This is a genomic window from Methanoregula sp., assembly GCF_041645475.1.
Taxonomy (GTDB): domain Archaea; phylum Halobacteriota; class Methanomicrobia; order Methanomicrobiales; family Methanospirillaceae; genus Methanoregula.
This window is the reverse complement of the sequence record NZ_JBAZQA010000011.1, coordinates 70,617-97,364: the sequence shown is the minus strand read 5'-3', so window position 1 is coordinate 97,364 and position 26,748 is coordinate 70,617. Positions and strand designations below refer to the sequence as shown.

Annotated in this window: 32 protein-coding genes and 1 pseudogene; 18 read left to right on the top strand and 15 right to left on the bottom strand. The window is 55.3% G+C overall.

The annotated features are described in order from the left end of the window. Window positions 1–10 precede the first annotated feature (10 nt). Window positions 11–697: a hypothetical protein gene (locus tag WC598_RS10100; RefSeq protein ID WP_372961370.1), complete on the bottom strand. Its 687-nt coding sequence runs from the start codon at window positions 695–697 to the stop codon at window positions 11–13. 155 nt (window positions 698–852) lie between these two features. Here WC598_RS10100 and WC598_RS10095 point away from each other — a divergent pair, with 155 nt between their 5' ends. From WC598_RS10095 to WC598_RS10085, 3 genes and pseudogenes are all read left to right on the top strand, one after another. Further along, window positions 853–1,041 (top strand): hypothetical protein, encoded by a 189-nt coding sequence (locus WC598_RS10095; protein ID WP_372961369.1) that lies wholly within the window; start codon window positions 853–855, stop codon window positions 1,039–1,041. Beyond that, a pseudogene (locus tag WC598_RS10090) lies at window positions 1,017–1,235 on the top strand (Hsp20/alpha crystallin family protein); the annotation flags it as partial. The gene WC598_RS10095 and the pseudogene WC598_RS10090, both read left to right, overlap by 25 nt. Window positions 1,236–1,397: 162 nt before the next feature. After that, window positions 1,398–2,183: a CBS domain-containing ParB/RepB/Spo0J family partition protein gene (locus WC598_RS10085; RefSeq protein WP_372961384.1), complete on the top strand. Its 786-nt coding sequence runs from the start codon at window positions 1,398–1,400 to the stop codon at window positions 2,181–2,183. A gap of 32 nt (window positions 2,184–2,215) precedes the next feature. Here the strand turns inward: WC598_RS10085 and WC598_RS10080 are convergent, their stop codons facing one another. Then, a complete protein-coding gene (locus tag WC598_RS10080) occupies window positions 2,216–3,394 on the bottom strand; it encodes a sugar phosphate nucleotidyltransferase (RefSeq protein WP_372961368.1) in 1,179 nt (392 codons plus the stop codon). A gap of 105 nt (window positions 3,395–3,499) precedes the next feature. Between WC598_RS10080 and WC598_RS10075 the strand changes: the two genes are divergently transcribed. Together WC598_RS10075 and WC598_RS10070 are read left to right on the top strand one after the other, a co-directional pair. Continuing rightward, on the top strand, window positions 3,500–3,766 hold the full coding sequence (locus tag WC598_RS10075; RefSeq protein ID WP_372961367.1) for a hypothetical protein: 267 nt from the start codon (window positions 3,500–3,502) through the stop codon (window positions 3,764–3,766). Window positions 3,767–3,843: 77 nt separating this feature from the next. Beyond that, a complete protein-coding gene (locus WC598_RS10070; RefSeq protein WP_372961366.1) occupies window positions 3,844–4,596 on the top strand; it encodes a radical SAM protein in 753 nt (250 codons plus the stop codon). Between the two features lie 69 nt (window positions 4,597–4,665). Here WC598_RS10070 and WC598_RS10065 read toward each other — a convergent pair whose 3' ends face one another. Beyond that, window positions 4,666–6,108, bottom strand: coding sequence for a cobyric acid synthase (locus WC598_RS10065; protein WP_372961365.1), 1,443 nt, complete (start codon window positions 6,106–6,108; stop codon window positions 4,666–4,668). Window positions 6,109–6,299: 191 nt separating this feature from the next. Between WC598_RS10065 and yciH the strand changes: the two genes are divergently transcribed. After that, window positions 6,300–6,605, top strand: coding sequence for a stress response translation initiation inhibitor YciH (yciH, locus tag WC598_RS10060; RefSeq protein WP_320161541.1), 306 nt, complete (start codon window positions 6,300–6,302; stop codon window positions 6,603–6,605). Window positions 6,606–6,711: 106 nt separating this feature from the next. Here the strand turns inward: yciH and WC598_RS10055 are convergent, their stop codons facing one another. From WC598_RS10055 to WC598_RS10035, 5 genes are all read right to left on the bottom strand, one after another. Beyond that, a complete protein-coding gene (locus tag WC598_RS10055; RefSeq protein WP_372961364.1) occupies window positions 6,712–7,746 on the bottom strand; it encodes a type II secretion system F family protein in 1,035 nt (344 codons plus the stop codon). Between the two features lie 2 nt (window positions 7,747–7,748). Then, window positions 7,749–8,672 (bottom strand): type II secretion system F family protein, encoded by a 924-nt coding sequence (locus WC598_RS10050; RefSeq protein WP_372961363.1) that lies wholly within the window; start codon window positions 8,670–8,672, stop codon window positions 7,749–7,751. Beyond that, window positions 8,665–11,052, bottom strand: a complete 2,388-nt coding sequence (locus WC598_RS10045) for an ATPase, T2SS/T4P/T4SS family (protein WP_372961362.1) — start codon at window positions 11,050–11,052, stop codon at window positions 8,665–8,667. The genes WC598_RS10050 and WC598_RS10045 overlap by 8 nt, the downstream gene beginning before the upstream one ends. 170 nt (window positions 11,053–11,222) lie before the next feature. After that, a complete protein-coding gene (locus WC598_RS10040) occupies window positions 11,223–11,945 on the bottom strand; it encodes a roadblock/LC7 domain-containing protein (RefSeq protein WP_372961361.1) in 723 nt (240 codons plus the stop codon). A gap of 10 nt (window positions 11,946–11,955) precedes the next feature. Continuing rightward, window positions 11,956–12,303: a roadblock/LC7 domain-containing protein gene (locus WC598_RS10035; RefSeq protein WP_372961360.1), complete on the bottom strand. Its 348-nt coding sequence runs from the start codon at window positions 12,301–12,303 to the stop codon at window positions 11,956–11,958. Between the two features lie 231 nt (window positions 12,304–12,534). Between WC598_RS10035 and WC598_RS10030 the strand changes: the two genes are divergently transcribed. The 3 genes from WC598_RS10030 to minD all read left to right on the top strand — a co-directional run bounded on the left by WC598_RS10030 (window position 12,535) and on the right by minD (window position 14,681). Beyond that, the gene (locus tag WC598_RS10030) at window positions 12,535–13,221 is read left to right on the top strand and encodes a hypothetical protein (RefSeq protein WP_372961359.1); all 687 of its coding nucleotides are present in this window, start codon (window positions 12,535–12,537) and stop codon (window positions 13,219–13,221) included. A 26-nt stretch (window positions 13,222–13,247) separates the two neighbouring features. Then, the gene (locus WC598_RS10025) at window positions 13,248–13,823 is read left to right on the top strand and encodes a hypothetical protein (protein ID WP_372961358.1); all 576 of its coding nucleotides are present in this window, start codon (window positions 13,248–13,250) and stop codon (window positions 13,821–13,823) included. 63 nt (window positions 13,824–13,886) lie between these two features. After that, window positions 13,887–14,681, top strand: a complete 795-nt coding sequence (minD, locus tag WC598_RS10020) for a cell division ATPase MinD (RefSeq protein WP_372961357.1) — start codon at window positions 13,887–13,889, stop codon at window positions 14,679–14,681. 656 nt (window positions 14,682–15,337) lie between these two features. On the opposite strand, the gene WC598_RS10015 is transcribed toward minD, so the two are convergent. From WC598_RS10015 to WC598_RS10005, 3 genes are all read right to left on the bottom strand, one after another. Continuing rightward, window positions 15,338–16,132, bottom strand: a complete 795-nt coding sequence (locus WC598_RS10015; RefSeq protein ID WP_372961356.1) for a response regulator — start codon at window positions 16,130–16,132, stop codon at window positions 15,338–15,340. 73 nt (window positions 16,133–16,205) lie between these two features. Next, window positions 16,206–17,309 (bottom strand): V4R domain-containing protein, encoded by a 1,104-nt coding sequence (locus WC598_RS10010; protein WP_372961355.1) that lies wholly within the window; start codon window positions 17,307–17,309, stop codon window positions 16,206–16,208. 101 nt (window positions 17,310–17,410) lie between these two features. Beyond that, window positions 17,411–18,022 carry a hypothetical protein gene (locus WC598_RS10005; RefSeq protein WP_372961354.1) on the bottom strand — a complete coding sequence of 204 codons (612 nt, stop codon included), beginning with the start codon at window positions 18,020–18,022 and terminating at the stop codon, window positions 17,411–17,413. 161 nt (window positions 18,023–18,183) lie between these two features. On the opposite strand from WC598_RS10005, the gene WC598_RS10000 reads away from it, so the two are divergent. The 3 genes from WC598_RS10000 (at window position 18,184) to WC598_RS09990 (ending at window position 20,437) form a co-directional block, all read left to right on the top strand. Continuing rightward, window positions 18,184–19,365, top strand: a complete 1,182-nt coding sequence (locus WC598_RS10000) for an A24 family peptidase C-terminal domain-containing protein (protein ID WP_372961353.1) — start codon at window positions 18,184–18,186, stop codon at window positions 19,363–19,365. 13 nt (window positions 19,366–19,378) lie between these two features. After that, entirely contained in the window at window positions 19,379–19,744 is a 366-nt protein-coding gene (hisI, locus tag WC598_RS09995) for a phosphoribosyl-AMP cyclohydrolase (RefSeq protein WP_372961383.1), read from the top strand. A gap of 99 nt (window positions 19,745–19,843) precedes the next feature. Continuing rightward, window positions 19,844–20,437 carry an antibiotic biosynthesis monooxygenase gene (locus WC598_RS09990; RefSeq protein ID WP_372961352.1) on the top strand — a complete coding sequence of 198 codons (594 nt, stop codon included), beginning with the start codon at window positions 19,844–19,846 and terminating at the stop codon, window positions 20,435–20,437. Between the two features lie 17 nt (window positions 20,438–20,454). Here the strand turns inward: WC598_RS09990 and WC598_RS09985 are convergent, their stop codons facing one another. Further along, entirely contained in the window at window positions 20,455–20,682 is a 228-nt protein-coding gene (locus tag WC598_RS09985) for a ferredoxin (protein ID WP_372961351.1), read from the bottom strand. A gap of 134 nt (window positions 20,683–20,816) precedes the next feature. On the opposite strand from WC598_RS09985, the gene WC598_RS09980 reads away from it, so the two are divergent. Continuing rightward, on the top strand, window positions 20,817–21,212 hold the full coding sequence (locus tag WC598_RS09980; protein WP_372961350.1) for a hypothetical protein: 396 nt from the start codon (window positions 20,817–20,819) through the stop codon (window positions 21,210–21,212). Between the two features lie 10 nt (window positions 21,213–21,222). Here the strand turns inward: WC598_RS09980 and WC598_RS09975 are convergent, their stop codons facing one another. Continuing rightward, window positions 21,223–21,489 carry a hypothetical protein gene (locus tag WC598_RS09975; protein ID WP_372961349.1) on the bottom strand — a complete coding sequence of 89 codons (267 nt, stop codon included), beginning with the start codon at window positions 21,487–21,489 and terminating at the stop codon, window positions 21,223–21,225. 149 nt (window positions 21,490–21,638) lie between these two features. Here WC598_RS09975 and WC598_RS09970 point away from each other — a divergent pair, with 149 nt between their 5' ends. Further along, complete coding sequence (locus WC598_RS09970) at window positions 21,639–22,226, top strand: archaellin/type IV pilin N-terminal domain-containing protein (RefSeq protein WP_372961348.1); 588 nt, start codon at window positions 21,639–21,641, stop codon at window positions 22,224–22,226. Between the two features lie 31 nt (window positions 22,227–22,257). On the opposite strand, the gene WC598_RS09965 is transcribed toward WC598_RS09970, so the two are convergent. After that, a complete protein-coding gene (locus WC598_RS09965) occupies window positions 22,258–22,815 on the bottom strand; it encodes a hypothetical protein (protein ID WP_372961347.1) in 558 nt (185 codons plus the stop codon). A 175-nt stretch (window positions 22,816–22,990) separates the two neighbouring features. Between WC598_RS09965 and WC598_RS09960 the strand changes: the two genes are divergently transcribed. The 4 genes from WC598_RS09960 (at window position 22,991) to WC598_RS09945 (ending at window position 26,253) form a co-directional block, all read left to right on the top strand. Further along, entirely contained in the window at window positions 22,991–23,134 is a 144-nt protein-coding gene (locus tag WC598_RS09960) for a hypothetical protein (protein ID WP_372961346.1), read from the top strand. 112 nt (window positions 23,135–23,246) lie between these two features. Further along, window positions 23,247–23,819, top strand: coding sequence for a DJ-1/PfpI family protein (locus tag WC598_RS09955; protein WP_372961345.1), 573 nt, complete (start codon window positions 23,247–23,249; stop codon window positions 23,817–23,819). Between the two features lie 82 nt (window positions 23,820–23,901). Continuing rightward, window positions 23,902–24,726, top strand: a complete 825-nt coding sequence (locus WC598_RS09950; protein WP_372961344.1) for a hypothetical protein — start codon at window positions 23,902–23,904, stop codon at window positions 24,724–24,726. An 87-nt stretch (window positions 24,727–24,813) separates the two neighbouring features. After that, a complete protein-coding gene (locus tag WC598_RS09945) occupies window positions 24,814–26,253 on the top strand; it encodes a solute carrier family 23 protein (protein ID WP_372961343.1) in 1,440 nt (479 codons plus the stop codon). Window positions 26,254–26,428: 175 nt separating this feature from the next. Here the strand turns inward: WC598_RS09945 and WC598_RS09940 are convergent, their stop codons facing one another. After that, window positions 26,429–26,590 (bottom strand): hypothetical protein, encoded by a 162-nt coding sequence (locus WC598_RS09940; protein ID WP_372961342.1) that lies wholly within the window; start codon window positions 26,588–26,590, stop codon window positions 26,429–26,431. Window positions 26,591–26,748 lie beyond the last annotated feature (158 nt).

Here is a 26,748-nt window from a genome sequence, read left to right as displayed (position 1 = left end):
TTGATCCGGATCAGGTCCGGGCATTGATTGCTGCAACGGTGATGTCGATCTTCGGGCAACCGAAATCAACGGTGGCACCAGCCTCGCTCTTTCCGGTGATCTCTGCAACCCGGAAGTTGGGTGAGGTAGTGTTGCTGAGTTCCTCGCGATTGTCTGAGACGCCCATTGCCAGCATATCCCCGACCCTGATCTTGCTCAGGTTGACATTATTGCGGCTGAGCTGATCCGGTGTCCAGAGCTGGGTCATGGAAGCTTCGACCGGTAAACTGATGGTCTTTTTGTCGTTGGTTTTCATGCCGACAACGCCGGCGCTGACCGCTTCATACTCCTTTGGGAAGAATGCAAACTGGTTGTTCCAGCCATTCGCGACCGTAAATACCTGGACCGGATACACCGAATCGGTATATGACTGGTTTGCCGTGATGGAGAGCTGTTTGGAGTAGATCATGCCGCTGCCTTGGGCAATTGCTTTCTCGAACACCTGCTGGTTGGTAGTGATGATCGGACTTCCGGACGCATCATAAAGCGTGTAATCAAGCGTGACTGCATCCCCGGTTTTGGTAACTGCGAGGCTGTTGATCCAACTGGATCCCATCGACGATACTACCATGAGTACAACAAACAGTACCCCGACAACTATGGCGATAATTTTATTCCATTTTTTTCCTGTGGCTTCTTTTCGCTTCTTTTCACCCATGCTTTCTGTGCCTCCCTACTACATCGGAACCCCGGTGTCATAAACTATTCCGCTTTAATCCGGAATCCGGGCAATATTTATTAACTACTGGCCATAACTTTTGGTTAACTTACACCGTAACAGCGCGGGCACATCCGAAAAAGGCGGGAAACGTCATGGTAGGGAGATGCTATCCCTTTGAGTCTGTGTGGCGCGAGATGGAAGTGGTGCGGGCAGAGATCGATAACCTGTTCCGGGCCACGTCATCCGGTCACCGGCTCCTCCCGTCCGGGGGTGTTGGCTACCGCTTCCTGCACTCAGCGGCAAGTTCCGGGTCGATGTGCGGGAACACGAGGACGAAGTGACCGCTGGTGCGGTTCTCCCGTGTATTACGACGGAGAATGTCTCGCTTCAGCTTGTCAACCCCCGGGCGCTGGAGATCTCCTGCGAGAGACTTGATGAAAAGGAAGAGATGGCCAAAGGATACGATGTCCGGGAACGAATGTCAGGGTCCATGTGCCGGATAATAGCACTGCCCACTGACGTTGCCGAAGAGAACTCCAAAGCCTTGTTCAGGAATGGGGAGCTCGAAGTTCATCTCCGGAAGACGACCGTGCCGGCCCGAACCTGTATCGAGACAGAATCGGGCCTGCCTGCCCTCTCAAACTGCCATTTTTTTCTGACCGATCCCTTTTATTGTCAGGCACCACTATCTCTACTGATGGATAAAAAGAAGGTCAAGGATTATATGACCTATGATGTCGTCAGCGTAGATCTCAATGGTACCGCAAAGGACGTCATCGAGAAGATCCAAAAGACCCACCACGACGGGTTCCCGGTGGTGAACGGTTCAGTGGTTGTCGGGTATGTTTCTGCCCGGGACCTGTTGTTCGTCCAGGCAACAACCCCCGTAGGCCAGGTTATGTCCGACAACCTGATCGTTGCTGATCCCGATATGGATATCAACGATGCAGCCCGGGTGATCTTCCGTTCCGGCATCCAGAAACTCCCGGTTGTTGACGAGAAGAACCACCTGCTTGGAATCATCTCCAATTCTGACGTGATACGGTCGCAGATCGAGCATGTCTCCCCGGAAAAGGTCTTCAATTTCATCACAACCCTCAAAAAACTCTATGGGGTTGATCCCACTCTCGACCGGGGAACGGTGCCGGTCAAGGACCTTCTCCCCACCCAGTCCAAGATCTACGAGGATGAACTTGAAGGTCGGATCTACGAGATCAAGAAGGGCCTTGCAGAACCGATCATTGTGGTGAGGCGGCCCAAGCGGATCATCCTTGTCGACGGCCATCACCGGGCGGTTGCGGCAAAGCGGATGGGAATTACGGCTCTCGACGCTTATATCATCGAGATCAAGGAAGATATCGAACTCGGGATGGAGCGGACAGCACACGCGATGAACTTAAAAACGCTCGACGATATTCAGGTTCTCGATTATGCCCGCCATCCGCTGGTTGCAATCACTCACCGGCTCGTAAAAAGAGGCTGATTTTATCAGGGAATCAGTGGAGGTGCCGGGGGTTATGATCCCTCGCACCGCACATCGAATTTTTCATTGAGCACATGCTCTTTTACAATCGTTCCGTCCGTGACCACGACTTCAGGCCATAGTCGGGTCTTGGAGTGGACCACAACGTGGTCCCGCAGAACTACCCGGGGACCTATCACCGTGTCGTTCTCGATACTGCAGTGCTCGCCGATGTGCGTATCATTGTCCATGATACTTCCCGAGACGGTACTGTTGGCCCCGATGACCACCCGGTTGTAAAGAGAGGATGAAAAGACTTTCACGTTGTTTCTTAAGATGCACTTCTCGCCAATGGTCGTATAGGGGCCGATGAGGACATTGTCGCCAATGGTTGTGCCGGAACCGATTGCAACCGGGCCGATGACCTTGGTATTCTTCCCGAGCGTGATCGATCCGCCGAGCTGGACCGGGCCATGGACCTGGGCCCCGTGCATCGAGAGATCACCGATGATATCCGTGAACTCTATCTCCTGAAGCTTCCACCGCTCGGCCTGCCTGAGCGAATGCGGGCTTCCCACGTCAGTCCAGTTCCCCCGGGCAAGCCAGCCCTTGAGAGCATGCCCGTCGTTCATCAGCTTGGGGAAGAGGTCACGGGCAAAATCGTACTTGGTATCTGCGGGAATATGATTGAAAATTTCCGGGCTGCAGACATACATCCCGGTGCTTGCAAGGTTCGAGAAGATTTCCCCGGGTGCGGGTTTCTCCTTGAACCGCCGAATCTCGTACCCGACATCGATCTCGGCGATACCGTATTCTCCCGGGTCGTCGATGGAGATCAGGCCGATGCTGACCATGGCTTTCTCTTTCTGGTGAGCCCGGAAAAATTCAAGGACATTGAGATCGGTGACATGGTCCCCGCCAACGATCAGGAAATCCTGGTCGTCGAGGTATTTCTGGGCATTCTTCACGCTGCCGGCAGTGCCGAGTTTCGTGCTCTCGTGAACATAGGTGATCTCGGCGCCGAACAGTGAACCATCTCCGAGCGCTTCCTCAATGGCCTTTCCCATGTAGCCGAGGGTCAGGACCACTTCGCGGAACCCCATGTTGGTGAGGTGTGAGACGAGGTGCTGGATTGACGGGCGGTTGACAATAGGGATGCAGGGCTTTGGCCGTTCAAATGTGAGTGGGCGGAGGCGGGTGCCTTCACCCCCGCACATAATACACACCTTCATACCACAGATATCGGGCTGGATGCTTTTTAATGGTAATGATTTTTACGGTTCTCCGGTGTTTTTATCTCCTGCGGGACAGAGTTGTACATCAGGAGAATCGTTGTCATGCCAGAGGAAGAGTACCGGATCATTCCGGCAGTAAAGGGTCGGGTCCAGTGTCTCGATGCCAAGAAAGAGCCCGTTGAGAACTGCAGTTTCTGCGTGCACTGCAGGGAGTTTTTAGTTGGGGGAAGGTTTGTGAAATCCCCGTCGCTTGCCTACTGCACGAAATGCCGGATCACCGAGAAGGTGGATCTCACCAAAGTTGAGGCTGTGAAATGTGCTGACCGCCAGCGCGGGGGATTCCACAGCATAACGAATATCATCAGCTGATCGCGGGCTGAACACCGGCAGCACCTCTGTTTTTCACGGTGGTTTTATCGTTACGGCAGGTCAACCAACCGTACTCCATGCGTTACCGCTATCTCTTTGGCCCGGTAAGTTCACGCCGGCTTGGACGATCGCTCGGGGTTGATCTCATCCCCCTGAAAACCTGTAACTACGACTGCGTGTACTGCGAGTGCGGCAAAACAACCCATGCAACAAAAGTGCGGCAGGAGTTCATCCCGACGGAGGATGTCCTGTCTGAACTCTCGCATTTCCTCTCCACATCCCCGGCCCTTGATTTCATCACATTCGCAGGTTCCGGCGAACCCACGCTCTCCCGGGGAATCGGCAGGATCGTCCGTTTCCTCAAAGACCGGTTCCCTGCATACCGTATCGCGATCCTCACGAATGGCAGTCTCCTCACCGATCCCGCGGTCAGGACGGAGCTGCTGCCGGCCGATGTCGTGCTGCCTACGTTCTCGACCGCAATCAGCGAGACCTTCCAGGCCATGCACCGGCCCATAACGGGGACTGATCCTGCTCTCGTTCTTGACGGGCTCATCCGCTTCCGGCAGGAGTACCGGGGCGAGATCTGGCAGGAGGTCTTCATTATTCCGGGCCTCAACACGACGGACCGGGAGCTGGCCGGGCTGCGGGATGCAATCCGCGTCATCCATCCCGATCGCGTCCAGCTCAATACCCTGGACCGCCCGGGCACGGATGATCAGGTCCGGCCGGCATCCCCGGACGAGCTTGCCCGGATTGCCCGGGTACTTGGGTTTGCCGGCACGGAACTGGTCAAATCCACCTGCTATGAGGACTTCGGCTCACGGTAATCCGAAAACCCGGCCGGGCAGATGACGACGCGTCTCCTCCGGTACACACCCCTTTTTCCGGTGCCGGATTCATGCGCCCGTTACGAGCGCTTCGACAGCATCCATATCCACGTGCTTTTCAAAGATCTCAGCCAGCAGATCGTACGGGTCCGCAGCAGCGGCAATCGGAGTGAAGGGAAGTCCTTTTCTGGCATGGAGATACGAGAGCAGCGCGTTTGCCGCTGAAGGATTCAGGAAGAGCCCGTGCAGGTAGGTTCCAAAGACAAGGCCGTCATCGCTGGCAAGGCCATCGCCCTGCAGGGCTTCGCGGCTTGTTTTCGGGGTTGTTGTTCCCATGTGGATTTCGTACCCGGAAACCTCTCCGACTGATGAAAGGATCGGGGGTATATCGCAGGCGGTCCGGGTCACCTGGGTTGTCTTCTTGTCATAGGAAACAAAGTGCGTGATGCAATCGAGCAGACCAAGACCTTCATACGTTCCTTTGACCGATTCGAACCCAGCATCGAAAATGGTGGTGCCAAGCATCTGGTACCCCCCGCATATGCCGATGATCGGTACGTTCTGCTGCCGGGCCATCTGCAGTTTACGGGCCATGCCGGACTCCTTGAGTGCCTGCAAATCCTCGATCGTGTTCTTGGTGCCCGGAAGGATCACGCAGTCGTACCCCTCAAGGGATTCAGATGGCTGGACATACTCGACCGAGGCATGCTGTTCGAGAAGTTCGAAATCAGTGAAATTTGAGATCCGGGGAAGCCGGATGACTGCTATCCGTACCTTTGAATCACCGGGTTTCTTGTCCCCGAGCGAGAGCGAATCCTCGCTCGGGAGCGGGAGAGAGAAATAAGGCACAACGCCCAGCACCGGGACCCCGCAGAGGTCTTCGATCTGTTTAATACCGGGGGTGAAGATTGCCGGGTCCCCCCGGAACTTGTTGATGATGATACCCTTAACGAGCGGGCGAACATCGGCCGGCAGGAGGGAGATCGTGCCCCAGACCTGGGCAAAGACCCCGCCCCGTTCGATGTCGGCAACAAGGATGAGCGGGATCTTCAGGCGCTTTGCAAGCAGGGTGTTGGCTATGTCCCGGTCATAGAGGTTGAGCTCGGCCGCTCCTCCGGCTCCTTCAACCACGACCTGCCCATAGGCGGACTCGAGGCGCCGGTAGGATTCAAGGGCCTTCTCCAGCAGCATCGGGGTTTCCTGATAATAATTGCCAATCGGGACATCCTTCCAGGGCCTGCCGTTGAGAACGATCTGGGAGGTAGAATCTCCCTTGGGCTTGAGGAGTACCGGGTTCATGTCCGTGTGGGGCAGGACTTTTGAGGCAAATGCCTGCATGGCCTGCGCCATCCCGATCTCGCCCCCATCCGGCGTGACATATGAGTTCAGGCTCATGTTCTGGGACTTGAATGGGGCTACCGTAATCCCCCTGCGCACAAGGCAGCGGCAGATGGCAGCGGCGGTCACACTCTTGCCTACATGGGAGGAAGTTCCGACTACAAAAAGCGACATGGCGTCAGTACTAGTGTATACCCGGACCATTAAAACAGATGCCTTTTTTTCCGTGAGCTCCTCCCAACCAACCCCCGGGATACAAATTTTTTACAAGAAATGGCTGAATGGAACGGACGCGAAGAAAAGACTCCGGATTCTTCCCGGGCAATGCCAAGACATAAATAAAGAGAAACTTAAAAATAGTGGTAATGATTGGTGGGATTTGCCCGACGTGTGGGCTACCTAATGAATTATGCATCTGTGAGGAGGTAGCAAAGGAACAGCAGCGGATCAATGTCAAGGTCAATAAACGCCGGTACGGGAAAGAAGTTACCGTTATCGAGGGCCTTGATCCGACTGATATCGATCTCGAAGACCTTTCAAAATACATGAAAGGGAAACTGGCCTGTGGCGGAACGGTCAAAGGTAATTCCATTGAATTGCAGGGAAACCACCGCGACCGGGTCAAGGAACTCCTTTCTCTCAAAGGCTACAGCACGGAAAATATTTCCTGATCTTTTTTTGGCGGTTCTGCCCGGATTTTCCCTTTGGGGTCTCCTTCGTTGAAACATGGTTCACAAATGATTGGTTACACCGTCAGGTAATTTCGTTTCTTTTGGTTCAGATAAAAAACCGGAACGTGATCCAGGCAATTATTACCATGAGTGCGGAATATTTGAGACCCGCGATAACCCGTCCCTCACCCATCTGCCCGGCAACCAGTCCCGAGAAGAATCCCTGCAGGATTGCAGCATGGGAGAAGAGCCGTTTGTATACGAAGATATCAATTGCTCCCATGAATCCCGATGCCCCGGCTGCAACCGCGGCAGATCCTGCGGTTGCCATCGTAGTGAGGAAGGAGGATACCAGGATTGCTATGACAAACAGGAATACCATGAACGAGACGAGCACGATTATCACGTAGATGAGCATGTTGTTGCTGCGCTCGGTCTGGAGGTTGACCACTTCGAATGTATCCTTTGCCGCTGCCCGCAGCACTTCGCTCACATCGCCGCCGGCTTTGCTTGCGTTTGCGATCAGGTCAACCGAGCGATCGGCCATCTTTGTACCCAGACCTTTCCCGAAGCGGTACAACGCCTCAACGAAGTTCACGCCCCAGGACATCTCGTTGTCCAGTTTCCTGATATGGGGGGTGAGCGTGCCGTATTCTGCGCTGGCAACGAGATGGACTGCGTTTGGCAGCGTCATGCCGGAATCGTTCATGCCGGCGAGGTCCCGGAAAAAGTTCGGCAGGGCGTTCTCCAGGTTCCTGACCCGGATCTGCTCTCTGAAGTCCAGGAGTGCCACGGGAATGATCGCGACAAGCACGGCAAAGACCGCGAAATCATCGACCGTTGTTGTGCTGAAGAGGACATACATGCCGTGCGCTTTTACCAGGTAGAAAAAACCCCCGATGAAGATGATGAGCGCAAGGGGGATGCAGATGATGAGGATATTGACGGGCTTTTCCGTAAGCACGCGGAGGGGGTGCCTGAGGAACCGTCCTATCCCCTCGCGGCTCTTTCGTTCGTGTTCGAGTTTCCGGGTGATCTCGCTGAACTCCGCCTCCACGGTCTCCATCTCATTGCTCTTCATAGGTGGCGAACTCGCTTTCCCGTGGCTTTTGAGATGGGTGAGGAGATCCGTAAATCCCATGATCAGGCCTCCGGTGTCATGGTGCTGATCATGACAACGAATGCAATGCTTCCCAGTGGTATCATGATGTAGACGATGGCATACAGGAACAGCGGGCGGTTATCCCCGGACAGGACCGACATGATGGACTGGAGGATGATGAGAAACAATGTCCCGGCAACCATCGCCGTTACGTACGACTCTGCGATAAGCGAGAGAAATTCAAGGAACTGTTTCTGTGTCTGGCGGTTTTCAAGGGCGTACTGGTCTGCTTTTGTCCGGAAGTAGTCCGTGAGGTTGCCTCCGCTCGAGATGCTGCCCATGGCCCCCTGCAAAAACTCCTTCATCCGCTTGCTCGGGGTGCTTGCCGATACGAGCCGGATGGCATCGATGAGATCGCGGCCGAATATGTCGATCTCCCGGGCAACATACCGGGCTTCAACAGCGCATTCCCCGTAGATCGGGCTGTCGCCCAATAAGCGGAATATTTCCGCCGGGGTGATTCCCGCTGTGGACATGGATGTCACGTAGTTGATCGCATACGGCAGGCTTGCATCGATGTTCCTGCGCCGGTTGCCGGCCTCGATGCCCGGGTACATGAGGAAGACCGCGTACGTGAGCCCGCCAAAGACGAGCAGGGAGAAGATGGTGACAACAACGGTCCCGATAACAAGGCTGTAGGGCATGAGCGCAAGAACCGGTTCCGGGACCGCGCCTTTGTACTTGATGAGCAGGGGCAGTTTGAGCAGGTAGGTGAAAAGGCCGATGAAGACTGCCGCAAGGAGCCCGACAAGGACGGAACTGACCATTGCGGTCGAGATGTACACTTCAAACGGTGTCTTGGACCGGGAAGAGATGAGGTCGTTCCTGAGCTGGGCATACTCCTCCCTCCGGCCTTTCATCCGGTTGCTTAAGAGGTTGAAACAGAACCGCTCGTAGCTATTCATAGAGGTCTTTCCTCACGTTCTCGATGACTGCTTCCGGGTCACGGTGGTAGGAGATGAGGATCTTGGCAACATCCTTGTAGTGCCGGATCTTCTTGATCCGCATCCATTCGAGCACTTCCTGCCGCCGCTTGAGTTCCTCCCGCATACGGCTCTCATCCCAGCCTTTTGCCTCCATGATCTCTTCGAGAAGGTAGGACTTCCCGGAATAGGTGTGCTCATCGGTGGCAGAACGCCACTTGAAGACCTCGTTTGTGATGAGTTCGTTTGTTCTTGGATCAATATCCAGGATCTCAACGATCTGCTTGTTCCGTCGGATCCGCTTGCCGCCGACCCGCGCCTGCACCTGCACGCAGATGAAATCCAGGGCCGAGAGCATGTTCCTTGGCACGTCCATGGGCGGGTTCTCGATACGGTGCACGACACTGGCAACGGAATCGGCGTGCGTGGTCGAGTAGGTGACATGGCCGGTGCTCATGGCCTGGAAGAGGGTCTGGCACTCCTTGCCTCGGACTTCGCCCACGATGATATACTCGGGGCGCTGGCGCATTGCAGCCCGGAGGAGCTCGTACATATTGATCTCCCCTCTGCCTGCCGTATCGAACGAGTCCCGGGTAACGCTCGGGATCCAGTTCGGGTGCGGGAGCTTGAGTTCCCGGGTATCTTCGAGGGACACGATCTTCGCCATCGGGGGAATGAACAGGGAGATGGCGTTGAGGGCCGTGGTCTTGCCGGATGCGGTTCCCCCGGCAAAGATGGCGGATTTGCCGTTTTCTACCGCAAGCCAGATGTAGGCAATGGAGAGCGGGGCAAAGGTGTGCCATTCGATGAGGTCCGTTGGCGTGATCGGTTCGTCCTTGAATTTGCGGATCGTGAACGTTGACCCGTGGGCGGTCACTTCCGTCCCGAGCGTCATCTGGATACGGGAACCGTCCTGCATGGTGGCATCCAGGATCGGTTCTGCAATCGAGATGTACTTGCCCGCCCGCTGGGCAAGCTTGGTCACGAACGAGTCTAGGTCTTCTGCGGTATTGTACGCGAGCGTTGTCTTCATGGACTCGTAACTGGAGTGGAAGGCAAATATCGGGGTATGGACGCCGTCGCAGGATATATCCTCGATGTACTTGTCGTGCATGATCGCATCGATCAGACCATCGCCAAGGAAATCCTTGAACATGTTATAATGAATTTTTTCCCGCTGTAATGGCGAGAGTTTGATCCCATAATCGTGGATGATGTCCACTGTTGCCGTCCGGAGCCGGTTCTTCGCCTCGTCCTTTGTGATATCCTTGGTGTTGATATCGAGGGTCTCGAAGAGCCGCTCTTTGAGTTCTTTGAGGAGATCTTTTTCCGGGTCGGTCAATGCCGGTTCAAGGACATGGTAGGTGTACTCGTGGGTGGAGTGGTCGTATGTGATCCGGATGTAGGCATATGGCTCGTTGACCGGGTAGGTCTCCAGATCCTCGATGCCCGGACGGTCCTGAAATGCCAGGTCAACCAGCGGTCCGTGTTTTGCAGGGTCATATTCTTCCTGCTCTGACCGGATAGCCTTGAAGAGCGCTCCGATGCTGAACCCTTTTTGGACGGGTAAGGGCGTTTCTGTGTCAGTGAAGAAGTCCTTCTCGACATCGAGATCCTTGAAACTGACGCTTGAGAAGTTTTTCTTCCAGATCTCATGAAACTCCGGAGGCAGGGTGCTCAGACCGGATCCCTCGTACGAGCTGATACGCCCGTGCAGCTGGAGTTCATCGATCCTGAACCTTGCACCCCTGGGGAGGATCAGGCCGGAGATGTCCGAGATCTGGTCAACGGAGATGATCTTTTCCTCTTCATCGGATCCTCCGGTTGCCGGGACGGGTTCTTCTGCGGCTACCTTTTTCCCTGTCTTGATTTTTTGCAGTATCTCCTGATTGTTGTCTCCGGTGACCGGTCCTGCTGCTGAGGATACCGGCTGAGCTGATATCCTGGTTGCGGCTGCCGGGGGAACTCGATCCTGTGTCTCTGCCGGTATGGTTGTGACTGCTGCATCAGGATCCGATACCGGTATTTCAATGGATGAACCGGATGCCAAAATGGTATCAGTATCAGGGATGTCGTCAAGAAGGTCATCGAGACTCATCACAACCTGCCCGCGAGGCTCATCCTCCGGCAGCGGGGGTGCTGGCACGGGAATTTCTGCAGGGGCCGGTTGAGAGGCGTGTTCAGGTTTTCCGGCCTTGCCCAGTTTTTTCAGGAGTGCAGAAAAGTCGCCGGCCTGATCAGGCAGATCCGGCACAGGTGAACCGGATGCAGGGAGCGGGTCCGGCTCCCCTTTCTTTGCCCTGCCAATCTTCTTCATGAGCGAGTTCACCTCGTCAAATGAATCGTCGTTGTCTTTCTTCATCCAGGACCATCCCGCGCCAACCGCATGAAATCCGGTTTCCCCCGGCAGGAGGGGTTTTCGTATGATTAAATGATAATTTGCCTGCGAGTATATCTATTCTCTGCCAGATCCGGGTAACCGGAACCGATGTCTGGATGATTGGTTAAATCTGCCTCTATTCGCGCAGCATTTCAGGAAGAACGTTCTGAAAGGATGCTGGCAAGCACAACCCGGATAAGCCCGAGCTGGGCATCAGATGTTGTGAAGAGACAGAGGTACAGGTCCCCGCAGGGTGTGATGATGAATTTGCTTGTGGCAGTCTCGAGGATCAACTGGCCGGGGTCCCCCACCCCCATCTCCTGTGCAATTCTCGTTCCGGCCCGCATGAAATCCTCTGCTGATACGGCCACGAGTTCGAAATCTGCATCGCCTGCGGACTGGACCGGGAAACCATCGAAAAAGGCAGAAACTGCGATCACACCGGGAATGCTCATGAGTTTATTCAATGCATTTTCATTGAGCAGTGCAGGGATTTTTTCAGAACGTGTCGGGAGGTCTTTCTCGTTTGCAGCCCCCTCCAGCCCCTGGGCTGTGCAGAGAATGTGTTCGAACCTTGCGATCTGGAGAGCAAGGGAAAATTCAGCATCATCGTATTCCCTCACCCGCAGTTCAAGGAGGTGCATCTCCTCGAGAGGGGGCACCTGGATATAGGCAAGGGCAGCATTGCCGGAAAACACCTGGTCGCCGGTCCGGAAATAGGCGGCAGCCTGTCTCCCGTTATCGATGAGAATGAACCCGTATCCCTGTTCAGTCTCGATCTGGCAGGCTCCGCGGAACGTACTGAGTTTCCGGATAAATGATTCCTCTTTGGGATCTGTCACGATCCCCTTGTCGGTACCGGCAGGAAAATTCATAGAACCGGGTTCACAGTGCAGCCACTATGCGTTCTTTGTTCTTCTTCAGTTCGTACCGGATCCGCCCTACATTGGAACTCTTGTCCGCAACAATGGCGATCAGTTCATCCGGTGAGAGCGGGGAGAGGAGGATCGGCCCTTTTTCCAGCTCAACGATCATCTGCAGCAGTTCGCCTTTCCCGAGCGTGCTTCCCATCACTTCAGAGGTCCCAAGGCCGGTTGATGCCATGGCTCCCAGTGCGTCGATATCTACTTTGCCGGAGACGGCGCTCTCGATGACAAAACCGTCTCTTCCCACTACCACGGCAGCGGTTACCCCTTCCACTTTCAGGAATTCCTCAAGTAACGGTTTGAGCATTATTCCACCCGTTGATAAACCACTCTCTCTCTTTCATTTCTTATTAAAAGATTGATCTCTCCCTGCATCCCGTTTAATTCCTCCAGGCTCCCGGGTTTCCGTGAACAATTTGTCGCCGATTCGTACGGGGAAACCCTGTACGGAAAAACGGTTCTTCACCAACCTCGTGAATGGAAGCCCGCTGACGTGTCAAAGAAAGTATTTAGGGAAAAGTAGCCAAGATAAAAGACCATGCAGCTTCCGAGAGGGACATTTCGTGAGATAAAAAAACACGAGAAGATCCGTCTCATCCTTGAGGCGCTCGGACACGAGCGGTTTTGTGGGATTTGCACGCTCTCGTATCCTGCCGGGAAAGGGACCCTGGTCTTCCGGCATGGGGACTGTATCCTTGCAAAGGTCATGGCCCTGTACGGCGATGCAGGTCTTCTGGACCTTCTCCCGTTCCTGGACGAGACCGGGGATGCTGCCATTACCCTGCTCGATGAAGCCCAGCTCCGGCTGGCTCTTGAATTCAACAAAAAGGCCCTCGTAAAGAAACCCGGCATACTGGCAGTGGCCCGTATCGCAAAATCCCATCATCTCTCTGTATCCTTGGCTGATGCGAACCCTCCCGCAGGAACGGGATCACCTTCAGGAACGGAAACGGTCATTCTCCGGTCACACACTCCCAAAAAAATGGTTTCCGCTCAGCCTCACACGCCCCATAACGCCTCCCGCTCTGCCCCGCGTAATACCCTGCAGGATGAGCACGATATAGCAGATGGTGGATTGGATGGTACAGGTTCCGGCTCCACCAGCTTTGATCAGGACATGGAGACGCTTGACTCCCTGGATCTTGAAAATGTCACCAACAAGATTCGCGGTGACTGCAGAACTCTCGTAAAACAGCTCGATCTTGAACATCTCCTGGAGCGCTGAAACGCCCGGGAACAGGTACGATTATCATGAGCCTTCTTCCATTCCCTGACACCTGGCTGCTGCCCGCAGCGGTTATTGCCGTACTGGGTATCCTTGTCCTTGTCGTTGTTCTCCGAATTCGTCGCAGGTCTGTTCCGGCCAGGACTGCTGCTCCCGGTCCAACACCGGGCCGGAAGTTCGCCTACCAGCCGGAATCAAAAACGGTCCTGCACATTCCTGCGGCCCGGAAGTCTGTACCGGTACGAAAAGAACCCGAGCCTCCCGTGGCACGTCAGATCGATCTCGTCAGCGGGAAACGGGATCTTTCCGACAGCCTCGCCGCCCTCGCAACAAAGTATTCCCTTGATTCGGTCACTCTTGCCACCTGTGACGGTCTCGTTATTGCCTCCACCAGCCCGGATGGTGCAGAGATCGATGCAGCCCGCTTTGCAGAAATTTATGTGAGCAGCCCCCTGTTCGAGACCCCCGGTGCAGTGATCATCGGTATTGCCCACGAAGGTTCCGACATTATCGGGATAATTCGGGCGAATAATGAGATATCGGACGAAATCTGCGGGAATATTGAATCTGACACAAAAGTTATTTTAAACTCATGGATATAACACGAATATCAGAGAGCCTATCCATAACCTGAACGGGAGATTTTCACCACATCAGGGGGGCCAATGGTCAAGGTTTACACAATCGCTTCCGGAAAAGGGGGAACCGGTAAGACCACGGTCTCCGTCAATCTCGGGACCATGCTTGCCGAGCTTGGGAAGGTGACCTACTTAATGGATGCGGATATCGGGATGGCGAACGTGGGTCTCCTCCTCGGGCTGCAGGACGCTCCCGTTACCCTGCATGAGGTCCTGGCCGGCAAGGGCAACATCGCTGACGCCATCTACGAAGGGCCGGCCGGCCTCAAGGTGATCCCGAGCGGGATCTCGCTCCAGGGATTCCAGGAGGCCGATCCCGACCGGATCCGGGAAGTCTTGACCGAACTCGTCAAACGCTGCGAGTTCCTCCTGATCGATGCCCCGGCCGGGATCAGCAAGGACGGGGTTGTACCGCTGGCGGTTGCCGATGAGGTGATCCTTGTCGTCAACCCGGAGCTCTCCTCGATTGTCGATGCCCTCAAGACCAAGATCCTCACCGAAGTTGTCGGGGGGCACATCAAGGGTGCGATCATCAACCGGGTTGACCCGGATAAGACCGAGGTCATAACCCGCAAGATGGAGAAAGTGCTCGGGGTACGTGTGCTCGGGATCATACCGGAAGATCCCAATATACGGCGTTCCTCCTCCTCAAAGATCCCCATCGTCATCAGGTATCCCGCGTCCCCGGCTGCAAAAGCCATACGGAGGATTGCGTCCGATATGATTGGCGTTGCTTACAAGGAAGAAGAGACGGTTGTCGTCAAAGAAGGGTTCATAGACCGGTTCACAAAAGCCCTTTTTAAGAAAAAGCAGAAGTCCTGATTCCTCTCGTTTTCATACAGGGTCCCTATCTGCCCCTGGTACCTGCCCTGGAGATACGCAGAGTAACGGGCGTTCACACCCGGGATCCTCAAAATCCTTCTCGCATAAGTGCCCCTCTGCTCAGGGCCCCGGTACGAGCGGGGCAAGGCCGGGATGTTTTTCGTCTCTGATCATCCGTTAATGGCAGGATGCAAAACAGGGCATTCCTTTGTAAGCCAGATGAAGTGAAATGATTGATCTGGTGCACTCGCTCGTGTTTCAGCTTTCTTGTGAATGCATGTCTGCATCACCATGTGCGGCAGTTTTTTTAATCGCAATCGATCTCCGGCAAAAAATTTTCAATCACCCCCTCAGCCCCTGCCTGGAATTTTTTAATCGACCTTTGGCTGATCAACCGGACAACGCACCCCGGAGAAAATGATTTGCTGTTGGATAATTATCCTACAAACGGATAATTATCCTACTGTAGGCAGGTTTACCAACACCTTATGATCGCGATTGAAAAAATTTCAGCAGACCCTGATTGAAAAAACGGACCCGGTGAAACGCACATGAACGCGAGTTAACTGTACCAAAAATGCGGTATGATGTCTTCCTGCATCAGGGCCCCGGTATGGTATGCCGGTAACCGGATTTAAAAAACGGCGAGGGGAGGGTCAGTTTTTCTTTATTGCCATCTTGATCTGGTCGAGCGTCTTCTCCTTGATGTGCATCAGCACACCCAGGAGTTCGTTGTGATCGTCCTTGATCGGCCGCACAATGACGCTGACCTTCCGGCTCTTGTTGGTCCGGGTGACCATGGCGGTATTGAACTCGTGCATGACCACGAGCATCTGTTTTATTACTTCCGGCACGGGATCCTTGAGCTCCTCGCTGGTCTGATCATTCACGAGCATCATCGTCTCTCTCCAGTGATGCATCAGGATCTGGTCCTCAGGGATGTCCAGCAGCCGGGGCGTATAGGGATTGAAAAAGACAATCTTTCCCCGGGTATCGAGAATCATAATGGCATCCAGGGCCGCCATGATTTTCTTGGGATCCCCCACCGGGAAGGCGTCCAGGAACTTTTTCCGGAAGGCATGGTTGTACAGGGCGAGCTCCACGTTGGATCCCAGTTCCTTGTCCGTGAACGGCTTGAGGATGTACCCGAGAGGCTGGGCTCCCTTGGCACGTTCGAGCAGGGCCTCATCGTACAGGGCGGTCAAGAAGATGATCGGGTTATGGAAGAGCTGGAAGATGAACCTTGCCGCGTTCACCCCGTCCATCTGCCCGTTGAGATTGATGTCCATGATGACGAGATCCGGTTCCAGCTCCGCAGCCTTCCGGATCGCCTCCTCCCCCGAGCCCACTTTCCCGACAACCGCGTACCCCTTGCGTTCCAGCATTGTTGTTATCAGGTTGGCGATGATGTCATCATCTTCGACTATGAGGATCCGGGGAATAGGTGGCATGGGTCAACCTTGAATTCTGATCATATTTGTTTAAACTTGGTATATAAAATATTTAAAACAGGGTATGCGGGGGTTATTTGCTGGTAATGGTAAAGACGCAGTGTTCGTCCCCTTTTGACCGGCACATGACTTCGCGGGCCTGCACCCTGATCCCAAAGGAACCTTCAATGATCCCGGCCAGGAGACCGGCCGTGCAGTAACAGACGTTCTTGCCGGTAGTGCCGAACGATTCCGACTCCACCGTGTGTTCAAGTGTCATGGTCCTGGTCTTCGTGCCCTCGTCCCACTCCGTTCTGATGATCCTGAACCAGCCCATCTGGGAGTAGAAGGTAAAGGCCATGTCCGCAAGCGTGCCCGGACTGGTTATTCCCATCTTCTTGTAATGCTCGACATTCTCCTTTCCCATGTCCAGGTATGCCCGGTAATTCACGCCGCTTGCCGGTGCCTCCCCCATGGTCTTTTTCAAAGAGGTGGTCATTGAGGTGAAGATGAAGCGGGGCATCATGACAACCGGCTCGTCGATGAGCCGGATTGAGCCGGCAAGGGGTTTGTGCTCGATGAACTCGGTGATCGCCGAGTCGCCCCGGACAACTGCCTCGGCCTTGAATTTCCAGCTGGGTTCAACCTGGTCGATGACAAACTCGCAGTACTCGTCGCCCCTGGCATGGCAGGTCTTCTCGATACAGAACCAGTTCCTGCCGGTCACTGCCTTGAGAACCCCCTCTATCCAGCCCTGGTGAATGCCGCAGACCGGCATGTTCCAGGCTTTCATAACCTCGGATTCGAAGGTGTGCCGGGTGCGCAGCACGATCCTCCTCTCGCCCGCTTCCACGAGTTCGAACGGGGCTCCCCATCCCTGCTGGTGCTGGAGCTTGAAGACGAGCATCAAAAACTCGGGCGGCGTTAAGTCCATGCCCAGTTTTTTTAGGAACCTGTCCAGGCCGATTGATCCGGCACCCACCGAGCGGAAGAGTTTGCGCACCGCTTTTACGGCAAGTTTCCGGTCAAGGTTTGTCTCGTACATCTCGTAGATTGATTTGATCAGGTAGTTGGGGTTACCCGCCGTCCTGACACCGAACACGGAATAAACGCCATCGAGCGGATCCAGTTCTATATACGGAGCAATCGTCTTTTCCCCGCGGATAAGCGCTTCGAAATCCTCGCGTCCGATCTTCATGGAGCAATGATCTGTCCTGATCCGATATAAAAGGTACCGGCCTTTTTCCTGTAATGCGACCTATTTAGCGTTGGATCGGAAAAAAACGGATGATATGCAGATTAAATGGTAACGACCAGGATCGCGTGGGTGGCATCGAACGTTATGCGGGACGAGAAGATCGCGCCCTGGCGGTCCTGCACGATACAGTCGTAATTCCCATGCACGAGGCGGAACCGGGCCTTCCCGCCATCGGTAGTGACATCGCTTGCCACGACCTGCCCCTCCTTCCGGATCGAGATCCGGTACCCGTCCCTTGGCTCGTTGTTCTGCATGACTTTGAGGGTGAGGACACCCACTCCCCCGGCCTTCCGGCCTACCTCGGGGATATCCTCTGTCAGGTTCACACGGATGTGCGACTTCTCGAAGATCCTGCATCCCATGACCAGGGCGGTGACCAGATCGGATCCAACCCCGTTTACCACAAACTGCTCCCGGCCGGTCAGGTGCACAACGGCCTTGTCCCCGTAGAGCTCCCCTTTCTCATCCGCATAGACTGCCCCCTCCGGCTCGCCGTCCAGGAGTGCAAGGTAAAACGCCTGCTCCCCGTCTTTTGCAACCGCTATACCACTCACCCGGCCGGCACCGGCAACGCGGAGCAGCCCGGGCAGGGGATAGGTACCGAGAACCGGTGAACCGCATATTATCTGATCGAGCTGGGGTTGTATCTTCAAGACGTTCCACCTCAAGGTGCGGGTGCCGGTCAAACGATCGTCACCCTCACGGTCTCACGAGGAATATTCGTATGCCGCTTATGTTATAGTTATGCGGGTTTCCGGGCCTCCCGCTCATCGCCATACATAAGTGTTCCAAAAAAAAACGGTATACGGGACATATGGAAATATTTTACCCGATGGTGATCTCGGCGGTTGCGGTCCTCGCCACCCTGATCTATACCTCGTACCTGGATATCAGAGACCGGCGGGTGCCCTTCATCCACTGGCTCCCCATGCTTGCTGTCGGCGTTGTCTGTACCGGCTGGCTCATCTGGCAGACAACGGCAAACTTAAGCCTCCTGTTCGGGTACTTAGCCCTTGTTGCAAGTTTCCTGTTCGCAGATTATCTTGACAACCGGGGCAGGACCGACTCCCTCGGTCTTACCGGGTATTACAAAAAATCTGCACTCTGGTACTACCTTGCCGTCGTTCTTGTCCTCCCGGTCCTCTCGTGGTTTGTCCTTGCGCCGTCCGTCAATTTCCAGCTGGTTCCCTGGTACGCGATGTTTGCCGGGATTTTTCTTTACGTCAGCTACCGGGAATACAAGGGTACTCCCCCGGTGAAGGCCCGCAAGGGAAAACAGAAACCCGAGACCAATATCTCCGAGGCCATTGAACGCTGGTACTTCGTGCTGATCATCCTGATCTTCGCGATAACAGGGATACTCCAGTTCCTCACAAAGGGTGGCTGGGGCTCGCCGGCGCTCCTCCTCCTCCTCCCCGCCGTCTTCTGCGGGGTCTTCTATGTCTTTGGGAGGATGCACCTCTTTGGCGGAGCAGATGCCTGGGCGCTCATCTTCATTTCGCTTGCGGTTCCCACGTTCCCCTTCACCCCGCTTCTCGGAAATCCCCCGCTGGGGTTCCTTGCGTTCTCGGTGCTGGTCAATGCCCTTATCCTCAACCTTGCGGCCCCGCTCGGCATCTTTGTCATCAACGCCATCCGGGGCAACAGGGCCCCCGTAAGCTACCGCTTTTTCGGGTTTCCCGTGCAGGGCGATACGATCCAGGACTCCTGGGGATTTGTCATGGAAGAGTTCGAGGAGACGGACGGTAAGGTGAACCGGAAGTTCATCGGGTTTTTTGACTCCCTCCGCCGGATGTATGCCGGGACGGACCGGGTATACACCAAGGATCTCCGCGAACACCCGGAAGAGTTCAAAAAAGAACTCGCGCTCTACAAAAAAGCCGGCACGGTCTGGATCTCCTACGCGGTGCCTTTCATCATCCCGATCACGGCCGGGTTCATCACCGCGGTGGTTTTCGGGGACATCCTCTTTGCAATCATGAAACTCTTTACCTGAGGGAATTGTCATGCTGAACCTGAAATTTGCAGACGGGCTTATACCGGTAATCGTGCAGGATGCACGGAGCCGGGAAGTGCTCATGATGGCGTACGCGAACGATGAGGCAGTCCGGCTCACGCAGGAGACCGGGTTTGCCCACTACTACAGCCGGAGCAGGAAGAAACTCTGGAAGAAAGGCGAGGAGAGCGGCCACTTCCAGAAAGTCCTGCGGGTGCTTGCCGATTGCGACGAGGACTGTCTCATCTACGAGGTGGAACAGACCGGTGCAGCCTGCCACACGGGCTACATGTCCTGCTTCTTCCGGACGCTTGACGGGCAGATTGTCGGGACCAAAGTGTTTGATCCCGAAAAAGTGTACAAGAAACCGGGTCATTGAACCGGGCTCCCTTTTTTACGGTTGTTCTCCCTGCCGGTACGTTTTTCCGATACTCCCATTAAGCTGCGGGTTGCATAGGAACCTGAGTGGGTGATAACCATGACAGTACCCCCCGATGAACCTATTACGGTTGTGCGGATCCATTACGTAAAAGAAGGCTTCGAACCTCAGTTCGAGGCAGAATTAAAAAAACTCATGGAAGTGTTCGGTGCCATTCCGGCAAACCTCGGGATAACGATATTCCGGCCGGGAAAGCGCAACGACGGGGTGTACCGGGTGGTGTACAAGTTCGCATCGAGAGTCGAGCTCGAGCGGTGGCATACATCGCCGGCATATCATGCCTGGCTTGAGACCGAGCGGACCCTCACGATTGCCCCGCCCCACATGGAGGTTCTCACGGGCCTTGAGACCTGGTTCACCCTTCCCGGGCAGCACGTGGTAAAACCCCCGAAACGATACCGCCAGGCTATCGTGACCTGGATCGCGGTCTTCCCGCTCACCTTCATCATCGCGGTCCTGATCAATCCCTTCGTGGAATCGCAGGCGCTGATCGTCCAGAAGCTTATTGGTGCTACCATCCTTGTACCCGTCCTTGCCTGGCTTGCAATGCCGGCGCTCTCGAGGCTGTTTGCCTGCTGGCTGTACGAGCCCGAGGAACCGGTGGTACACGGCGAGCAGGAACCGTTCCGCTGACCCGTGCCCAGGATGGATTACCCGTCTTCAGCAGTAATGATCCCGGCCGGGCAGAGGCCGGCAGCCTCCCGTGCACATGCCCCGAGATCTTCCGGGATAAACCCGTCTGCCCGGTCATTGCTGAACCGGAACGGTTCTGCGATCTCTGAAAATCCGTCGCACGGGTTCTGGTAAAAGACTTCCGGGCAGCTGTTCCAGCAGGCCCCGCAGGAAAGACAGTACGAACGATCGATCGTTACATGCATGATCCAAGGAACTCTTGCGCTCCCGCCATAAAAACCTGAATCCGTGGCAGAAGGGTACTTTTCCAAAGGAAATGTATCGGAAATGCGCCGGACCGGTTTCCTAACTTTTCACGGCCCAAAAAAAACTCCGGCAGGTGCAGTATCCTTTATCATTTCTCCCCTGCAAATGTGAGTCAGGAGAGATCAGGCTGGAAGAGAAAGAGAAGATCGAGATGCCCCCGCTGAGGCCGTACGAAATGCCGGATGTACCGGCGGTTCCCCTGGACATTGCACCGGAGCCCTCCGAGTACCCGATTGCCGTAGAGGACGTGACCCGTGACGAGAGCCGCGAATGGGCAGAGCCGGTCGAGATGCCGCCGCTGCGGGACGACGAACTCCCGGACACGGTCGTCACCGTTATCCGGGCAGACCCGGATGCCCTGCTGGACGACCCGTCCTGGGGAATGGGGAGACCCGCACCCGAGATTGTTATCCGGAAGGGCCGGCTCCTTCACCCGTGGGATGACGAGCCGGAAGACGACGCCCCATAAAAAAGCGCGCTCACGTTTCCTGCCAGACCGCTAGCGACTTCTCTTTCAAAGGCCGGGCCGGCGCCGGAAGCGGCAGGTCAAACGTCTTTTCCACAAGGTCGAGCAGGCAGAAGAACGCGGCAGCTTCGACCGGGTCGCTGAAGAGAGCAAGCTCCGCGTCCGTCCTTTTCTCAAGCAGGTCTGTCATGTACTTCCCGTATGCCTGCTCGTGGATCTTCAGCGCCCGGGTGGTATACTTCCACCGCAGGATAAGCCCGTCGAGTTCTTTTCGCTTCATGCTATCACTCAAGGATCCGATTGCCCCTGCCCATCAGGAGGTGGCAGGCGGGATGTGAAAGTGCTGCAAACAGATATGCATAAACTGTCCCGGAACAGAAAATAGGGTAACAAGCCCGCAAATTACGGGCGGGAAAGACGTGTGTCTGGATGAAGAAACCGGTGCAGGACTCGGCATTTACCGGCCTTGAAGCAGCTGTTGTTCTCATTGCCTTTGTCGTTGTCGCTGCCGTCTTCTCGTACGTTGTGCTCAACACGGGTTTCTTTGTCACCCAGAAGAGCCAGGAAGTCATTTACTCTGCCGTGAACCAGGCAGATTCCGTGCTCGGGCCAATCGGCGGGGTGTACGGCGTTACGGACCCGGTCTCCGGGCAGCTGGTGAAGATCAACTTCTCCTGCCGGGTTGCATTCGGGACAACAAAAGTTGATTTCGGGCGCGTGACTGTCGTCTATACCAATGCCACGGTGTTTGAGACGCTGCAAATGGACCCGGACACCTACAACCCGGCGGGATGCCAGGCCAACTCGGGGACATGGGCGGTGTACGAGCGGATCAACTCCCCCGCACCCGACAACCAGCTCACATCCGGCGCCGAGTTCATGATCAGTGCGTGCCCTTCACAGCCCCCGGTGAATGACGATACCATCCACCTTGAGATCCGGCCGGCGGACGGGGTTGCCCTGGATATCACCCGGTCGGTCTCGAACCTCGCGGGTACGGTGCATCGCCTTCACTGATCCCACAGACAAAAGAAGAGTGCCATCGGAATCAGATAGTCCCGTCCTGGATCTGGATGATGAGGGCGCCGAGTTCCTCGACAATCCCCTGGAGGTCAGAGCCGCTTCGTATGACCGGGGAACCTTTTGAGAGCTCCCCGAGATTGAGATCAATGGCCTGTCCCCGGACAATGAACCGGAAGATCCGGTTTGGCCGCAGGGCAAAGAAGAGAATACCGATAATACCCAGGATGCAGAATACAATTCCCATGAGGAGGGGGATGCTGCTGCCCTGGCTGATCGCAGAGCCGGCAAGGCCTGCACCAAGGCCGGCTATGAGAGCGATCACCGAGCCTGCGAGGAGGGTGAAGTTATACCGGACTGCCTGGATCACATCCAGCCCCCGAATCTCGCTGATGGCGATCTGCTGGAAGAGCGAGCCCTGGTCCAGCACAAAGAAATTGTTAACCGAAGAATAGATGATCAGCCGCTTGTTGGTCACGGACAGGTTGATCTTTGCCTTGACCGGGGAGTACATCCTGAACCCGGCATATTCCTTGATGAGCCGTTCCTGCTGTGCGAAACCTATAAAATTCTGAATATCGGCCATGCTCTTTCAACCCGTAATGGGTGGTTGGCTGTTGTGCGTATTACGGCTTTCCCTTCTTCCCTGTCGCCGGGTACCGGACGGCCAGGCCCGGTGGATACGGCTGCGGGGCCACGCGTTTCCTGTCCCACTGGAAAGTTCATATATCCAGCCGTAGACGCTAACCATAGGAAAACGTATGGAAGATATTGAGACCCCTGTCTGTACTCACGACAATACCCCCATGAAACGGGTATGGGCCGACGGCCGCGGCAATGCGTTGTACCAGTGTCCGACCTGCGGGCGGAAGACCGACGTAAAGGCGAACGGGAACCGGCGCTGACGCTGCTCGTGGGAAGCGGTGGAACCCCCACCTGTACACCTGCTTCCTGTACCCTCCCTCAAGAGCTCCGGCGGTTAACCTGCAGACCGGAATTGGCAGGAGTAGTGTTAACGTGACTGCGATAGTGTTTGTTGTGTATGACGGCCTGACGCTGCTGGATCTCGCCGGGGCATACGATCCCGTTACCCGGCTCCGGACCATGGGTTTTGTTCCTGACCTTAAGTACGAGGTCTGCGGCCAGGCAAAAACCGCCCGGACCTCTGAAGGGCTCGTCCTCATCCCGGATTCGATCCGCCGGGATCTCTCGCAGTTCGATTATGTGGTAATCCCCGGGGGAAACGGGGTTATGGAACTCATGAACAACCCGGGGTTCTTAAGCTGGATCCGGGTTGCGTCCGGGCGGACAACCGTTGTTGCGTTCTGCGGGGGAGCGCTGCTTGCCGGGGCTGCGGGAATGCTCTATGACCGGAAAGCCACGACCCATCCCGCGCTCCTGACAACTCTCCGGCCGTTTGCAAAGGAAGTCCTGGCCGAACGGATCGTGGAGGACGGAAATATCATCACTGCCGGCGGGGTGACCTCGGGGATTGATCTTGGACTATTCCTGTGCGAAAAAATTGCAGGCAGGGACGTGCGGGAGAAGATCCGGATGCAGATGGACTACCACGCTTACCCGTATCCCTGATCCGGAAACCAGTCCCTCATTTTTGTGATGGGAGAGATGCACGTATGAACCTTGAACCTATCCCGGGTAATAACGAACACCTATGAAAAAAACCGGTATCTTTTTTGTCCTCCTCATCGTGGTTTCCGGTTTTGTTGTCAGTACCGGCTGTACATCGTCAGATTCCTCCGATAGCATTCCCGCAATCACCCCGTCTGCACCGACCCCGGTTGCGAATACAACGACAAAAACGATTGCACCGGTGAACGTAACAACCCGGGTGATTCCTGTTGTCAAGAAAAACACCACTATCGTGACCCCGACAGCCAGCCCCGATCCGGTGGACGTGTCAGAGATCCGGTTTGTCCGCTATGCTGACAACGACTTCAGCCTGGATTACCCGTCAGCATGGACGGTGTCAGACTCTCTCTATGCCTCGTATAACTGTATCAGTACTGCAACGAAGCGGTGTTACCAGAAAGAGCTCAAAACCATAGGCCCGTTTGATTTCTCTGATAACGAACAGCTCAAAAAATCCTCGCGGATCGTAACCTTCACGAGTGCGGACAAGAAGCAGAACGTTGTGGCGTTCACCTCAGATTTTCTGGATACTTTCAATGGGAATTATGTGCTGAACCCGTCCCAGGAGTGGTGTAAAGAGCTGGTGACCGTCAATTATCCAGATGTTCCGGGTACCGTTGTGAGCGATTATACCTACACGAAGAGCGGGAACACGATGACTTCGAGTCATACCGTCACCATGCCGAAGGGATCTGCTGCGTATCCGTTAGCGTATACAATGAAGAATTTCGTCACCCTTCACCACAATTACCGGTTTGCCTACATCTCGGATACGGCAAATCTCAGGAAATACCAGAACCTGCGGGACCGGATCCTCTCCTCAATAACGCTGAATGATCTGGCATAACCGGTCCCGTTTTTCCTTCATCTTGCAGAAGCGTGCCGGAAAAAACAATGGTTCTTTTATAATAACAGATTTCATTTTCTGTAGGATATGGGCCGGTCTTGGCGGAACCTTGAGATCCGGCCCGTTGTTGTACGGTATACCTGCTTATGCAGCTCCCATGAACGAGGCCCCATGAAACTTCTCTCGCAGATCGATGAGATCCCCCCGGCAAGAACCCTGGCAATTGCTACCCTCCAGTGGTTCATCATCCTGATGCCATCGGCCCTGATCTACGGGATGATGATCGCGCCCATGCTGTATGCCGACCCGGCCCTCCAGATGCAGGTCATCCAGGCTGTCTTTGTCGTGAGCGGTATCTTCCAGATCCTCCAGGTGTTCATCGGCCATCGCCTGCCCATCGGTGTTGGTCCCACGGCCATCATCATCATCGGCGTGGGTGCCGGGCTTGCCTACACCACGAATGCAATCTTCACTGCTATGGCCATCTGCGGTCTCGCCATCTGCGGTCTTGCGGCTGTCAAGGCCCACCATTTCTTAAAAAAGATCTTCACGTTCAACATCATCGTGACCGTGCTGCTGATGGGCTGTTTTGCCGTTACTCCCATGATCCTCGGCCTGATTATCCCGAAATCCGCGGCTGCGAACCCGACCGATTACCTTGCCTTTGCCATCCTCTTCACGCTCTTCATTCTCGGCCTTTCCGGGTTTCTCAAAGGGATGGCAAAACAGCTCCTGCTGCCGCTTGCCATGATCCTCGGCGTGGTCCTGTATGTCGTGATCTTCCCCTTCCATGTCCCGGCCATCAGCAGCGCCCCGTTCGGGCTGTTCACCGGGATCATCCCGACAGGATTCGATTTCAGCCTCCCGCTTCTCGTCGCCTTCCTGTTCTGTTTTTTTACGGTCCTGGTCATCGATTTCTCCGCGGTTGAGTCCATGGAACTCTCCCTCAAGCCCGAGGGGATGGACCGCCGGTTCCGCTCCGGCATGGCCATAACGGGGCTCTCCAGTGTTGCGGCCGGGCTTCTTGGGACCATCGGCTGTGCGAACTCCAACTTCTCGATGAACGTTGTCCTTGCGAGCCGGCAGGCTTCCCGGTACCCGCTTGCGATTGCCGGCATCCTCTTTGTGATCATCGGGTTTTCCCCGGTGATCGTCTCGACCCTGATGGCGATTCCCACGATCGTTATCGCGTGCCTCTTCATCTACCTGCTCGGGGGGATGTTTGCAGCAACGCTCAGCCTTGCCAAGGAACGGAGCGGGGGCATCGGGTATAATTCCGGTCTTGTGATAGGCATTGCCCTCATCTTTGCCACCCTCATCGCATTCCTCCCGGTCACCACAAAGACCTTAATGAACACCCAGATCGAACCGGTCCTTGCCAACTCTTTTATTGTCGGGATCTTCTCCGCTCTTGTTATCGAGCATCTCTTCTTCCGTGGCCAGGCTGAACAGGAGATTCATCGTGAGGAAGAGATGGAGACTGTTGAAGAGGACACCCGGGTGCAACACGGGAACGGTCCCTTGTGAATGCGGTACCGGTTCCTGATCTTCTCCCCTCATTGATCCCTGGATCCTTGTGCAGGGTGTGTCGTGGAACCAGGGTCGGGTATTCAATTTGTACCCGGGCTTCTGGCTGATCTGTCCTTGTGATGAGAGAAAAATGCCTGCGGTTCACGGGATGGCTGACCCGTCCGGGAAATGATTAAAGGGTGGGTTTCAGAGTCCTTGGCAGCCCACACAGGTTGCCGTACTGGTTGATGCTGTATAAGGAAAGGATGGCTTCATCGGTCAGGCTTTTTTCCCCGATACCGATCCTGCTCAACTTGTCACGGATTATTTTGATCTTCTTTTCAGTATTCTGCATAGGGTTGATGCTTACTTGGCGGGTGATACGATAAAGCGATGTATTGGGATTCCGGGTTTTTTTGGCCTGCTCCAGCCCCGGAACCCGGTCTCTTGCCTGTGCCCCCTATTCCTTGGAGCTTCCTCCAATCCCCCGGTGGCGGGCCGTGCCTGCGAACC